General features: G+C 68.1%; 12 protein-coding genes. 7 read left to right on the top strand and 5 right to left on the bottom strand.

What is annotated here, in order from left to right:
* From ACWCO3_RS22030 to ACWCO3_RS22010, 5 genes are all read left to right on the top strand, one after another.
* Window positions 1-931: ABC transporter ATP-binding protein (locus tag ACWCO3_RS22030; protein ID WP_450011744.1), on the top strand; the 931-nt coding region annotated here is incomplete at its 5' end.
* The gene (locus tag ACWCO3_RS22025) at window positions 931-2,007 is read left to right on the top strand and encodes an ABC transporter ATP-binding protein (protein ID WP_145780081.1); all 1,077 of its coding nucleotides are present in this window, start codon (window positions 931-933) and stop codon (window positions 2,005-2,007) included. The genes ACWCO3_RS22030 and ACWCO3_RS22025, both read left to right, overlap by 1 nt.
* A 109-nt stretch (window positions 2,008-2,116) precedes the next feature.
* The gene (locus ACWCO3_RS22020; protein ID WP_450011742.1) at window positions 2,117-3,577 is read left to right on the top strand and encodes an NAD-dependent succinate-semialdehyde dehydrogenase; all 1,461 of its coding nucleotides are present in this window, start codon (window positions 2,117-2,119) and stop codon (window positions 3,575-3,577) included.
* 63 nt (window positions 3,578-3,640) lie between these two features.
* Entirely contained in the window at window positions 3,641-4,864 is a 1,224-nt protein-coding gene (locus ACWCO3_RS22015; RefSeq protein ID WP_357928858.1) for an iron-containing alcohol dehydrogenase, read from the top strand.
* An 87-nt stretch (window positions 4,865-4,951) separates the two neighbouring features.
* Window positions 4,952-5,350, top strand: a complete 399-nt coding sequence (locus ACWCO3_RS22010) for a cupin domain-containing protein (protein ID WP_357928861.1) — start codon at window positions 4,952-4,954, stop codon at window positions 5,348-5,350.
* Between the two features lie 52 nt (window positions 5,351-5,402).
* Here the strand turns inward: ACWCO3_RS22010 and ACWCO3_RS22005 are convergent, their stop codons facing one another.
* A complete protein-coding gene (locus ACWCO3_RS22005; protein ID WP_145780077.1) occupies window positions 5,403-6,341 on the bottom strand; it encodes a DUF5996 family protein in 939 nt (312 codons plus the stop codon).
* A gap of 67 nt (window positions 6,342-6,408) precedes the next feature.
* A complete protein-coding gene (locus ACWCO3_RS22000; RefSeq protein WP_355022199.1) occupies window positions 6,409-7,134 on the bottom strand; it encodes a flavodoxin family protein in 726 nt (241 codons plus the stop codon).
* A gap of 690 nt (window positions 7,135-7,824) precedes the next feature.
* On the opposite strand from ACWCO3_RS22000, the gene ACWCO3_RS21995 reads away from it, so the two are divergent.
* Window positions 7,825-10,650, top strand: a complete 2,826-nt coding sequence (locus tag ACWCO3_RS21995; RefSeq protein WP_450011738.1) for an immunoglobulin-like domain-containing protein — start codon at window positions 7,825-7,827, stop codon at window positions 10,648-10,650.
* A 96-nt stretch (window positions 10,651-10,746) separates the two neighbouring features.
* On the opposite strand, the gene ACWCO3_RS21990 is transcribed toward ACWCO3_RS21995, so the two are convergent.
* From ACWCO3_RS21990 to ACWCO3_RS21980, 3 genes are all read right to left on the bottom strand, one after another.
* Window positions 10,747-11,193, bottom strand: a complete 447-nt coding sequence (locus tag ACWCO3_RS21990) for a GNAT family N-acetyltransferase (RefSeq protein ID WP_145780074.1) — start codon at window positions 11,191-11,193, stop codon at window positions 10,747-10,749.
* Between the two features lie 60 nt (window positions 11,194-11,253).
* Window positions 11,254-11,808 (bottom strand): SMI1/KNR4 family protein, encoded by a 555-nt coding sequence (locus ACWCO3_RS21985; protein ID WP_145780073.1) that lies wholly within the window; start codon window positions 11,806-11,808, stop codon window positions 11,254-11,256.
* 77 nt (window positions 11,809-11,885) lie between these two features.
* Window positions 11,886-12,512 (bottom strand): maleylpyruvate isomerase N-terminal domain-containing protein, encoded by a 627-nt coding sequence (locus tag ACWCO3_RS21980; protein WP_450011735.1) that lies wholly within the window; start codon window positions 12,510-12,512, stop codon window positions 11,886-11,888.
* 181 nt (window positions 12,513-12,693) lie between these two features.
* On the opposite strand from ACWCO3_RS21980, the gene ACWCO3_RS21975 reads away from it, so the two are divergent.
* On the top strand, window positions 12,694-12,961 hold a 268-nt coding region (locus ACWCO3_RS21975; protein ID WP_450011733.1), incomplete at its 3' end, for a hypothetical protein.

The following is a 12,961-nucleotide window of genomic DNA, read 5'->3' as shown; positions in this document are numbered from 1 at the left end:
GCTGCGGGCCATCGCCGGCCTGGAGAGGCAGACGACCGGCGACATCCGCATCGGTGACACGCTGGTCAACGACCTGCCGCCCGCCGAGCGTGACATCGCCATGGTGTTCCAGTTCTACGCTCTCTACCCGCACCTGAAGACCCGCGACAACCTGGCGTTTCCACTGCGGGCCGAAGGGCTGCCCAAGTCGGAGGTGCAGGAACGGGTCGCCGAGGCCGCCCGGCTGATGCGGCTCGGTCCGCTCCTGGACCGGCGACCGCGCCAACTGTCCGGCGGGGAGCAGCAGCGCGTTGCGCTCGCTCGCGCCCTGGTGCGACGACCGCGCGCATTCCTCATGGACGAACCCCTCACCAATCTGGACGCGGAGCTGAGGGCGGACATGCGCACGGAGATCAAGCACCTGCAGGGAGAGATGGGGGCGACGATGGTCTACGTCACCCATGACCAGGTCGAGGCTATGTCGCTCGGTCACCGGATCGCCATCCTCAACAAGGGCCGTGTCGAGCAGATCGGCACGCCCCTGGAGGTCTACGACCGTCCGGCGAGTCTGTTCTGCGCCGCCTTCATCGGCTCCCCGCCGATGAACCTGATCGAGGTCGAGGTGGCTGACGGGAAGCTGCGCGGTCAGGGCGGGCTGGTCCTCACGCCGCCGGCGGATCTGCCGCGCGACCGTGACCTGGTTGCCGGCGTCCGACCGGAGGCGCTGGAGGTCACCGCACCAGGGGCGGAACATTCCGTCCCGGCCCGCGTGGTCTCGGCGGAGTGGCTGGGCGACGAGATCATCTACGTGGTCGACCACAACGGCCAGCGCGACGTACGGGTTCGGATGCCACCGACCGTCCGTTTCGACGCTGACGCAACGGTCGGGCTGCGACACACCGGCGGGACCCCGGCCGTCTACGACCTGCGCACGGAAGAACTGGTGGCCTGATGGGAACCGTGGCAGCGAACGGGCTGCGCAAGTCCTTCGGCAAGGTCCAGGCCCTGGACGGGGTGACGCTGGACGTGCCCGACGGCTCGTTCTTCGTGGTGCTCGGGCCCTCCGGAGCAGGCAAGACGACGACCCTGCGCGCGATCGCCGGCCTAGAGAAGCTAGACGCCGGGTCGGTGCGTCTGGACGGCAGGGACGCGACCGGTGACGCCCCGGCCGCACGCGACCTGGCCATGGTCTTCCAGAACTACGCCCTCTACCCGCGACACACGGTGTACGAGAACATCGCCTCGCCGCTGCGGGCCCGCCGCTGCTCTTCGGACGAGATCGCCGCCGCCGTCGAGCGGATGTCGAGCCTGCTGCACATCGAACGTCTGCTGCAACGTCGTCCCGCGCAGCTGTCGGGCGGTGAGATGCAGCGCGTTGCCCTGGCCCGGGCACTGGTCCGTAGCCCGCGCGCGTTTCTCATGGACGAGCCGCTGACGAACCTCGACCTCAAGCTCCGCGTCGAGATGCGCACCGAGCTCACCCGCATCCACCGGAGCCTCGGGGCGACCTTCGTCTACGTGACCAACGACCAGGTCGAGGCCCTGTCCATGGCCGATCAGGTCGCGGTCCTCAAGGACGGGACTGTGCAACAGGTCGGGACGCCAACCGAGGTGTACGAACGTCCGGCCAACCAGTGGGTCGCAGGATTCGTCGGGAGTCCCCCGATCAGCCTGCTCGCCTGCCACGCCGAGGGAGATCGTCTGGTCGGTGCGGCAGGCTGGACACTGCCGCGACCCCGCTGGACCACGGCTGAGGACGGGCGTGCTCTGCTGCTGGGCCTGCGAGCGGAGGACCTGTCCGTCGAGCAGCGCGGGGACGCGTCGTTGTCGGGCGAGCTCTACGGGCTTGAGCCGCTCGGTGACCGCACGGTGGTCGACGTCCGAGTGGGGACGGAGATCATCAAGGTGAAGGCACGACCCACCGTCACCGGTACGCCCGGCGAGCGGCTGCAGGTCACCGTCGACCTGGACCGTGCGCACCTGTTCGACGCGGACACCGGGCTGTCGCTGTCCAAGGCTGGGCGTTAACCGCGCTGGGCGGCGACGGCACCATGCGCCCGCAGGTGGCCCGAGAAGGCGGCCGATGGGCGGGGCGTCGCCCTGCCCATCATCAAGAAGATCACCAGGAGGCGGCGCAATGAGTGACCCGATGGACGTCCTGGCCCCCGAGCACCGGCGGCTCCGGATCGGCGACGCCTGGCGCGACGCCGCAAGCGGAGCCACCTTCGCCGTCGAGGACCCGGCCACCGGCAAGACCATCGCCGAGGTGGCGGACGCCGACGTCGTTGACGGGCTCGCGGCTCTGGACGCGGCGAGCAAGGCAATGGCGGGGTGGGCTGCCACCCCGCCGCGGAAACGGTCGGAGTTGTTGACCGCGACGTACCGGGCACTGACCGAGCGATCCGAGGAGATCGCCCGGCTGATAACGCTCGAGATGGGCAAGCCGCTCGCCGAGGCTCGGGCAGAGGTGGCCTACGGTGCCGAGTTCTTCCGATGGTTCGCAGAGGAGGCGGTGCGCGTCGAGGGGCGGTACAGCGCCGCTCCCGCAGGCGGATATCGCATCCTCACCGTGCCGAAGCCGGTCGGACCGTGCGTCTTCGTGACGCCCTGGAACTTTCCGTTGGCCATGGGCGCCCGCAAGATCGCCCCCGCGCTGGCCGCGGGCTGCACGACGATCACCAAGCCAGCAGGCCAGACCCCACTCACCATGCTGTTGCTGGCCCGCATCATGGAGGAGGTCGGCGTTCCCCCGGGGGTCGTCAACGTGGTGACCACCAAGCGTTCCGGCACTGTGGTCTCCGCCCTGCTCGCCGACAGTCGGACCCGCAAGCTCTCGTTCACCGGGTCGACCGAGGTCGGGCGCGTGCTGCTCCGACAGGCTGCGGACAACGTGCTGCGTACCTCAATGGAACTGGGCGGCAACGCGGCCTTGATCGTGTGTGCCGACGCTGACCTCGACGTCGCGCTCGACGGTGCGATGGTGGCCAAGATGCGCAACATCGGGGAGTCCTGCATCGCGGCCAACCGGATCTACGTCGAGGAGCCGGTGCGGGAGGAGTTCACGGCGCGCTTCGCCGAGCGGATGGCCGCGCTGTCGGTGGGCCATGGTCTCGACGACGGCGTGGACGTCGGGGCGTTGATCGACGAGGCCTCGGTCACCACGATCGCCGAACTGGTCGCCGACGCGGTCGATCGCGGCGCCCGGGTCCTGGTGGGGGGCGAGCGTCCGGATGGGCCGGGCCACTTCTACCCGCCCACCGTCCTCGTCGACGTACCCGAAGACGCGCGGATGCTGGAGACGGAGATCTTCGGCCCGGTGGCGCCGATCATCTCGTTCACGTCCGACGACGAGGTGATGGCGAAGGCCAACGACACCGAGCACGGCCTGGTCGGATACGTCTTCACCAGTGACCTCCAGCGGGCGCTCCGGTTCGTCGAAGGGCTCGAGACGGGGATGGTCGGCATCAACCGTGGTCTCATATCGGACCCGTCAGCTCCGTTCGGAGGCGTGAAGCAGTCCGGGATCGGCAAGGAGGGGTCGCACGAGGGCATCCTCGAGTACCTCGACCTCACCTACGCGGCGATCGACCTACCGTGATCGGACTGCTGCTCCGGGCGCCCGCCCAGCACATCACCGCCGACGTTCCGGAGAGGCACCGACATGCTTGAGACCGTCCGCGGACCACGCCAGCTGATAGTGGGCGAAGGGGTCGCTCAGAACATCCCACGAGTGGTGGCCGAGAGCGGGTCGCGAGTCCTCATCGTGACCGACCAGGTTCTTCTGGGACAGCCGGGCGTGGCCGACATCGTGGCCGCCGTACGGAAGAAGGTCGCTGTCGTCGAGGTGTTCTCCGACGCGACCCCGGACGTGCCACTCACCGACGTCGACCTGGCGGTCTCGGTCGCCGCCGAGGTGGACGCCGACGTGATCCTCGCCATCGGGGGTGGCACGGTGATCGACCTCGCCAAAATCGTCGGCGTCATCCGACGCCACGGTGGGACGCCCCGCGACTTCTACGGCGAGTCGAAGGTCCCGGGGCCGACGATTCCGCTCGTCGCGGTCCCGACGACGTCCGGCACCGGCTCCGAGCTCACACCCGTCTCGGTGTTGACCGACCCGGACCGCGCGCTGAAGGTGGGGGTGTCCAGCGTCCACATCGTGCCCGACTTCGCCATCGTCGACCCCGAACTCACGTACACCTGCCCGGCGACCGTCACCGCCCACTCCGGCATCGACGCGTTCTGTCACGCGGTGGAGAGCTACACCGCGCGACCCCGTGCCCACGGCCCTCGCGACCCGGTGGAGCAGGTGTTCCTCGGCCGCAACCCGATCACCGACCACTACGCGCTCCTGGCCGCGGAGCGGATCGCCCGTAGCCTGCGTCGTGCGGTCAGGGACGGAGGCGACACGGACGCCCGCGCGGACATGTCCTATGGGTCCATGCTGGCCGGGCTCGCCTTCTCCCACGCGGGCAACGCGGCCCCGCACGCTCTCCAGTACCCCATCGGCGCAGCCACCCACACGCCGCACGGCCTGGGCGTCGGGCTGCTCCTGCCCTACGCGCTGGACGCGGCCAAAGACGCCATCGGCGACCGGTTGGCCGTCCTCGCCGGGGTGTGCGGGCTCGACGTGACCGGCGCCTCGGATGCCGAGGCCGCAGACACGTTCCTCACCTGGCTCGACGGGCTCCTCGCCGACATCGGCATCCCTCCCACCCTGGCGGACATCGGCGTGGCACGCGCCGACCTTCCGCGCTTCGCGGAGATGGCCAGTGGCGTCACCCGCCTGATCCAGAACCATCCGGGCCCGACCGACACCGCCAGCCTGACCGCGATCCTCGACGCGGCCTGGACCGGAGACCGGACCCGACGCGTGACGTCCTAACGTCGAGCAGAGGTGGTGGCCGGCAAGCGGTGACGCTTCGGCGCAGCGCGATGCCTGACGTCTCGCCGGCCACTACAGTGGCCCCTCATGACCGTACGTCCGCCTCTTGCCGAACAATTCGATCTGCAGCCGCACCCCGAAGGTGGGTGGTTCAGGGAGACCTACCGGTCCGCTGTCACGTTCGAGCCCGATGGCTACCCGGGCCGCCGTGCCGCCGCGACGGCGATCCTCTTTCTTCTCGAGCCAGGTGACTCGTCGGCCTGGCACACCGTGCGGTCGGACGAGATCTGGTTCTGGCACTCGGGTGGACCGCTGGCGCTGACGGTCGGTAGGGGCAGTCAACCGATGATCCTGAGTGCCGAGTGCCCGCAGATCCTGGTCCCGGCAGGCGAGTGGCAGTCGGCGAGACCGGCGGGCGACCGGCACGTACTCGTCAGTTGCGTGGTGAGTCCCGGCTTCGATTTCGCCGACTTCACCATGCCGTGAGCGCGTCCCCGGGCCTCCGCTCAGCGCGCCACATTCACGATTGTCGGCCTCCTCAAGCAGGAGAACGGTGCCACCGGAGGGGGTCGTCCTCCAACGCGGAGCGGTCCCAGTTCCCCAGGTCGGCGGCGGCCTCGTAGGTGGTGCGGAGGAATTCGGCGACCGCGCGGTCGGGGTCCGGTGCGGCACGGGCGGCCTCGTAGGGCAGGAGGAACTGCTGGAATTCGGAACTGTAGTAGGCGCCTTCGGGACCGATCTGCCGCTCGGCGAACCCGTCGGGTGCCGGGTAGGCGTACGAGTAGAAGGCGCCCTCCTCGCCGCCACCCGGCCAGAATCCGCAGCTGGACAGTTCGCGGGAGTAGCCCTCGACCATGACCCAGTCCCCGCAGTTGGGCACGCCCCCGGGGTGCGGCGGGGCCGACCGGCCGGAGAAGCGGGTGCAGGCGAGGTCCATCCCACCCCAGAAGAAGTGCACCGGACTGACCTTGCCCACGAAATGCGAGCGGAACTCGCCGATCACCCGATTCGCCTGCAACAGCTGTCGCCAGAACAGGGCGGCCGCATCTCCGTCGTAGGAGGCGTGTTCGTGGTCCTCAGCGAACGGGATCGCCGGGTCGACCTCGTTGGGGTACGGCCGGATCGGTGCCTCGATCCCGAGCTCGTCGAGCATGGCCATGATCCGCGAGTAGAACTCGGCGACCGGCATCGGCCGGAGCGCGAAGCTCCGCGCGCCGCCGTCGCTGGTGCGCACGTCGAGCCGATGGCCGAGGAAGTCGAACTCGATCTCGAAGGCTCCCGTGCCGTACGGGATGGCGGACGTCGTCAACCCGCGCGGGCTCACGTACAGGCTCACCTGCCACCAATGGTTGAGAAACGGAGCGTGCGCCATGCGGATCTTGCCCACGATCTGGGTCCACATGTGCACTGTGTCGCGGGTGGCGGTCCAGTCCGAGACCCGAAGGCTCGGCCAGGTCGTCGTTGCCAGGCTCGTCATCGCTACTCACATCCTTGGTGCTGTCACCAGAGGGTGACAGAAGTCGTTGTCGTGGCCGGTCGTCGCGTCAGCGGTACTCGGGGTTGGCGGCGTCCGGATGAAGTCCTGCCTCCCAGGCCGCGCGCTGGTTGCCGTAGGCCGGAAATCCACCAGTGCGGCGCATCATCGACGCGAGGTGGAGCAGGTTGTAGGTCATGAACGCGGTATTGCGGTTGGTGAAGTCGTTCTCCGGCCCGCCGGAGCCCTCGTCGAGGTAGGACGGCCCGGGGCCGACCTCGCCGAGCCAACCCGCGTCCGCCTGGGGCGGGACGGCGAAGCCGATGTGCTGCAAGCTGTAGAGAATGCTCATCGCGCAGTGCTTCAGGCCATCCTCGTTGCCGGTGAGCAGGCATCCTGCGACCCGACCGTAGTAAGCGTACTGGCCCTGCTCGTTGAGCACGCCGGAGTAGCCGTAGAGCCGCTCGATCACCCGACGGGTCACCGAGCTGTTGTCGCCGAGCCAGATCGGCCCGCCGATGACCAGGATGTCGGCTGCGAGCACCCGGGTCAGCAGCGCGGGCCATTCGTCGGTGTCCCACCCGTACTCGGTCATATCGGGTCGGACGCCGGTGGCGATGTCGTGGTCGACGGCGCGAATCTGGTCTACGGCGACCCCGTTCGCCTCCATGATCGCCACACTGCGATCGATCACCCCCTGGGTGTGGCTACGCCCGGGGGAACGGTTGAGGCTGCAGTTGATGTACATCGCGCGCAAACCGGTGAAGTCGGGCTTCTCGATCGCCGACGCGGTCATGGGCGGGTCCTTCCTGGTTATCGGTCGCGCCCTCGGCTTGCCGGTCGCCTCTACAACCGCCGCACCCTGGCAGGGTCCGACGAAGCACCGTCCAACTCCCGAGCGCGACGGCGCATCCGGTGGATCAAGGTAGCGAGTCTCGTAGGCCGTGACCTGCGCCGAATCGGCTGGCCAACAGGTCGGCCACGGCGGACTGGACCAGCGCCTACGCGCTGAGCGCCCGCACGACCGCCGCGATCGACGCGGGTGGGACGCGGCGATCGTGCGGTAACGACCCCAGTATTCGGTGCTCACCGGCGAACGACCAGTGACACCACGTCACACGTGATCGTGACACCACGCCACTGGCGCTTCGGGTGCGTCCGCGCTGGCACGGGGACGCACCCGTCGCGAACCCGACGGGCCGACCGGTTGGGGCCACATCAACCGCGGGCCTTCGTGGGGCTCGGGCCGCGACGCACCGCGTTGACCCGGCAGCACCCCGTAGTTAGCGTTAACAAGCCCGTCCAGTTTGGAGTGAAGTCCGTCCCGGTCAAGGAGGATCAATTGAGACTGCGACAGCCAAGACCACGTCCCAGGCGGAGTCGGAAGGGTAGAGGTGTCGCGGTCCTGGCACTGGGTGCGCTTCTTTCGGTCTCGATCGCGCCAACGCCCTCGTACGCTGCCGAGGAACAGCTCACCGAAGGCCTGGTGCACCACTTCGCCCTCGACGAGACCAGTGGGACGACGTTGGTCAACTCGGGTAGCGCGGGCGCGGCGGCGAACGCCACGCTCGTGAATCCCGAGAAGGCGGCCTTGACCGGCGAAGGAGTCAGGTTCAACCCCGACTCCTACGAGAGCGCCCTCGACGGCGCATACGTGGCGCTGCCGAACGACATCACCGCCGGCATGTCCAACCTCACCGTGGACTACGACGTGTGGGTCGACCCGGCGAACGTGGGCGAGCACCAGATGTGGGGTTTCGGCCGTAAGTCCGGCTCGTGTGACGTCGACACCGGCGCCGAGGGCTCCATCTTCGCGTCGAACACCCAGCGATTCCGCGTCGCGGTAGGTCCGACGAACCTCCAACAGAACCGGGTCCGCATGCTCGAGGGAGCATGGACTCATGTCACCTACACCCAGTCACTGAACTCGGACGGAACGAGCTGGACCGGCAGGGTCTACCTCGACGGTGTGCTGCACGCGACGTCGACGAACCTGACCACGGCGCCGTCGGTGAACGCCGCGGGGACCAACTGCAACTTCCTCGGTCGCTCGCAGACATCGGGCCACTACTCGTTCCGCGGAACGATCCGTGACTTCCGCGTGTACGACCGGGCAGTGAGCCTCGACGAGACGCTCGCCCTGGCAGAGAAGACGGTCTCCGACGGCGTTCGCGCCGACGCCGCGGCCGTCGACCTCGGCCGGACCAGTGCCGTCGTACGCGACCTCGTTCTGCCCAAGGTGGGGTCCGTGGCGGGCTCGGCCATCACGTGGACGAGTTCGGACCCGTCGGTCGTCGAGGTCAACACCCCGCCGGCCGTCCCCAGCGCGCGCAAGGTCGCGGTGACCGGCAGGATCACCCGGCCCGCACAGGGACAGCCCGATGCGACGGCCACGCTCACGGCGACTGTCCGCAAGGGTGCCCAGCAGGTCGTCACACGGGAGATCCCCGTGGTGGTGAAGGCCGAATTCGACGATGCGCAGTCGGTGGACCGCGACGCCTTCGACCTGGCCCTGGACGCTACCGACGGCGTACGCGGAAACCTCGACCTCGCCGCCAAGGGCGAGTTCGGATCCACGATCACCTGGAAGTCGACCACGGGCCTCGTCACCCCGACGGGCGAGGTCAGCCGCCCGGCCTTCGGCCGTGCGGATGTCGCCGCCACCCTGACGGCGACCATCACCAAGGGTAAGGCGTCACAGAAGAAGTCGTTCCCGGTGACCATCACCGCCATGCCGCGCTCGGAGGAGTACGAGCGGTACTTCATGGGGTACTTCAAGGGAGAGGGAATCGCCGACGGCGAGCAGATCATGTTCGCCACGTCCAACGGAAACACCGCTCTGGACTGGACCGGTCTGACCGGAGGTCGGCCGTCACTCATCTCCCAGCTGGGCGACCAGGGGCTTCGTGACCCGCACATCGTCCGCTCCCCCGACGGCGACACGTTCTACATGATCGCCACCGACCTGAACTGGTACGACCAGGGCGGGTACGCCATCAACGACACCCAGTACATCGAGGTGTTCGAGTCGCACGATCTGGTGAACTGGACCCCTCAGCGGCACGTGAAGGTCGCGCCCGACAACGCGGGCAACGCCTTCGCACCGGAGTCGCTGTGGGTCGAGGAGCTCGGCGCCTACGTCGTGTTCTGGGCCCAGTCGCTGTGGAACGACCCCGTGAACCGCACCGGTCAGGGCAACGCGCAGATGTGGTACGCCACAACACGGGACTTCAAGACATTCTCCGCTCCCCGGGTCTGGCAGGATCCGGCCCCGCTGTCGCGCATCGACACGACCGCGATCCGGGTCGGTGACCACTACTACCGGGTGACCAAGAACGAGGCCGGCAACCAGGGCTCGGACATCTTCTCGGAGAAGCACACCGACTTCCTGGACAGCAACATCGACAACTGGACGTTGGTCGCGCCGGCTCTGGGGCGCACGACGTGGGTCGCCAACCAGGGGTACGAGGGACCGGTCATCTTCAAGGCCAATCCCGGTGACACCGCCTGCCCCGGCCAGTTCTACCTCTGGGGTGACCGGTACACGAACGGTGGCGGGTACCAGGCCGCGTGTCACGAGAACATCGAGGCTCCGACGTGGAACGCCAAGGCGATCACGATGACCAACGCGGGTGTCGTCCGTCCGCGTCACGGCACCGTGATCCCGCTGACCGTCCGCGAGTGGAACGACATCCGCGGAATCCCGAACAGCGACGTCACGACCACCACCGAGGTGGCTGTCGCGCCGTACGCGAGCGGGGCCCAGACGACCACTGCCACAGTGACGGTCACGGCAGCTGACGGGTTCGAGACCGGTGGTCAGGTACGGGTCAGCATCGGCTCGTGGTCGAAGCTCGCCCACCTGAGCGACGGCGCGGCGACCGTCACGCTGCCGACGGGTCTGCCCGCGGGTGCCCGGACGGTCAAGGCCGAATACCTCGGCATCGACTACCTGAAGGCGTCGGAGGGTACGGCGTCGTTCGAGGTGCCCTCCGGACCGGCCGCCGTCAAGGTCAAGGCGAAGGCCACGCCGGCGTCGGTTGTCCGCGGGGACACGTTCAGGTTGAACGTGACCGTCGAGCCGGCGGGCGGGCCGAAGCAGCACGCTCCGACCCCGACCGGCGAGGTCACCGTCACCTTCGGTGGCACCGAGCACGTCGTGCCACTGGCGCACGGTAAGGCCGTCGTCGAACTGCCAACCGCCGATCTGCGGCCTGGGGCCTACCGGGTCCACGTCGCCTACTCCGGCAACCCGACCTACCAGCCCCACGCCGCCGACTACCAGAAGTTGACGGTACGGAAGGCACCGTAGGCACCCGAGGAGACGCGCCACGGTAGTGGGCGGGCGAGATCGATCTCGCCCGCCCACAGTGTCAACGATGCGGCGTCGGCGGCCCCTCGACGATCGTCAGGGCAGACTGCGGCGCAGGATGTAGTTGAGGCCGAACTCCGTCTCGGTGGAGCGGACGTCGATGTAGCCGAGCCGGCGGTAGAAGTCGTGCCCTGTGATGCTCGCTCCGGTTTCCATGTGGTCGTAGCCGTCGATTGTCGCCAGCTCCTCGACGTGGCGCATGAGGAGCCGCCCTATGCCGCGACGGGCGACACGAGGGTGCACGAACATGGTGTAGACCTTGTTGCCGTCGCGGGAGACGGTGCCGACGATCCCGTCATCCTCTGCGACGACCATCTGTCGTTGGATCGCGAGTTCCGTGATGCGTTGCTCGGTGAAGTGGTCGCACATCCGCTCGATGACCTCGCTCGGATAGTCGCGACTGTTGACCTCACGCAGGCAGCGTTCGATGAGGGCCGCCACGGCTGGCGCGTCGGCGCTGTCGAACGGTCTTATCGTCGCCATCGATCCATCTTGCCTGTCGTCGGCTTTGAGGAGGCTGCCGGCGCTGACGACAGGGACCGATCAGGCAGCGTCGAACCATGGCTTGCCGGCCGCCCAGTGCCGAACCCACCCGACGAACCCCGACGCCCCGGTGGTGTGGCCGAACTCCGCCCCGAAGGGCATCGCCCCCTCACCGCTGATGTTCCAGATGTGCCCGCGATGCGGTCCGGTCACGACGAGATGCCAGTACATCCCACAGCCGTCTGTTCCGAGCACGATCGAGCCATGGTCGAAGACGGCATCGAGCAGCGGCTCGATCTCCTCCGACGGCCGGGAGTCCTCCTCCCACAGCCACGCCTCGGTCAGCGGGAACGGAGCCGCCAACTCGCGCACCGGCCGGTCGTCGCCCCAGTCATCGGGCATCTCGGCTACCCCGAGAAGACCGAAGTCCGGTGGCCCGGAAAACGACCCGTCGGTGATCTCCGCGACGAAGGTTCGGTACGGCTCCGGCAGCACGATCCCATGCTCAGCTTCGAAGGCGTACACGCCTGGCCAGCCCAGAGCCGACTCACCGGCGTCGTCCACCAGGAAGGCGGCTCGAAGGTCGGCGAGATCCGGGTGAGTGTTCGCGTTCATGACGCGTAGTCGTAGCACGATGGTTCCGGTGGTGCGTGGTGTGCCCAGCCCAACCTCACCGTGTGACAGTCCACCGGCTAGAAAGCGGCGATGGAGGTGGGCGCCCGTTCTTGCCGAGCTAGCGCGCGTATCACGTTCAAAGAACCGTGTCGCCAGGCCGCGAGGCTGCTCAGCAGCCGGATCGTCGCTTCAGTCGCTGTCTGCGGCATCGGGGGCGTCGGCAAGCCGAGGCTGACTGCCAGGTCGTCGGTGTGCACGACCAGTTCCATGACCCGGGTCAGCAGGAAGTCGTCGACCTTCAAGCCCCAGTCGCCGAGGTCCACGATGCGGTCAGCTGGTTGCGCTACCACAGCGGCACGCAGCTCGATCAATGCCGCTTCGACCGAATCCGCCAGCTCGCTGGGGGTCGTCGCTGCAGATGTCTGCTCGCTGCGGCGCCGGATGTCGATGTTGTCGGAACCGTCCACGCCTGAGGTCACCCAGGCGTTGCCGGTGAAGTGCTCCAACACCGGGATCGCCGATTTTCCTGGCGGCGCAGCGAGGAACGTCACGGTCTGAGTGACCTGGTTGGCCAGATGGCGGGCGAGGCCACCGGTGGAGAAGTCCGGCAGTGCGCTCGGTGCGGACCATTGCGTGGCCAGCATCGGATCGCGCAACAGGACCATGGCGCTCTCGGCGGCGTCCAGGAACGCGGGTCGGATCATCGAGTGCACGTTATGCACGCACAGGAGCCCTTGTCATCCCCGCACACGTCCGCGAGGAGCGGCTCGCGTTGCGAGTGCGTGATCATCACTGGCAGATCGGGATGGTGGCTTGGGCTGGGGGCCGGGAAAGATCAAGGCCATGGGGCACAGGTCCGCCAGGTGGGCATGGTCAAAGGTCAGCATGGTTCACGGGGTACGTGGTGGAGACACCGTCGCCTGTGCCGGCGAGATCCTCTCCTACCGGTACCGCTTCTACGCGCCCTCCGACAGGTTCTACGAGCGCTGCGTCGGCTTGACGTGGTGCTCGACCTGCCGTGAATACTCCGGTGCCATGGTGTTCGTGCCGCGGAACGAAGACCTTTGGGACCCGCTCGCCGATCTGCCGATGCCCGAGCGTGAGAGGCTGGTTCGCAGCGAGGTGAAGCTGCTCGACTATCTCGATCGCCTCG

It is taken from the genome of Micromonospora sp. NPDC002411 (assembly GCF_053592955.1).
The sequence above is the reverse complement of the archived record's forward strand: the minus strand, read 5'-3'. Positions and strand labels throughout refer to the sequence as shown.

Bases quoted from the DNA above. Each gene is read 5' to 3' on its own strand.
- ACWCO3_RS22015 (WP_357928858.1), top strand. From the start codon at position 3,641: ATGCTTGAGACCGTCCGCGGACCACGCCAGCTGATAGTGGGCGAAGGG.
- ACWCO3_RS21980 (WP_450011735.1), bottom strand. From the start codon at position 12,512: ATGATCCGACCCGCGTTCCTGGACGCCGCCGAGAGCGCCATGGTCCTG.
- ACWCO3_RS22020 (WP_450011742.1), top strand. From the start codon at position 2,117: ATGAGTGACCCGATGGACGTCCTGGCCCCCGAGCACCGGCGGCTCCGG.
- ACWCO3_RS22005 (WP_145780077.1), bottom strand. From the start codon at position 6,341: ATGACGAGCCTGGCAACGACGACCTGGCCGAGCCTTCGGGTCTCGGAC.
- ACWCO3_RS21985 (WP_145780073.1), bottom strand. From the start codon at position 11,808: ATGAACGCGAACACTCACCCGGATCTCGCCGACCTTCGAGCCGCCTTC.
- ACWCO3_RS22000 (WP_355022199.1), bottom strand. From the start codon at position 7,134: ATGACCGCGTCGGCGATCGAGAAGCCCGACTTCACCGGTTTGCGCGCG.
- ACWCO3_RS22010 (WP_357928861.1), top strand. From the start codon at position 4,952: ATGACCGTACGTCCGCCTCTTGCCGAACAATTCGATCTGCAGCCGCAC.
- ACWCO3_RS22025 (WP_145780081.1), top strand. From the start codon at position 931: ATGGGAACCGTGGCAGCGAACGGGCTGCGCAAGTCCTTCGGCAAGGTC.
- ACWCO3_RS21990 (WP_145780074.1), bottom strand. From the start codon at position 11,193: ATGGCGACGATAAGACCGTTCGACAGCGCCGACGCGCCAGCCGTGGCG.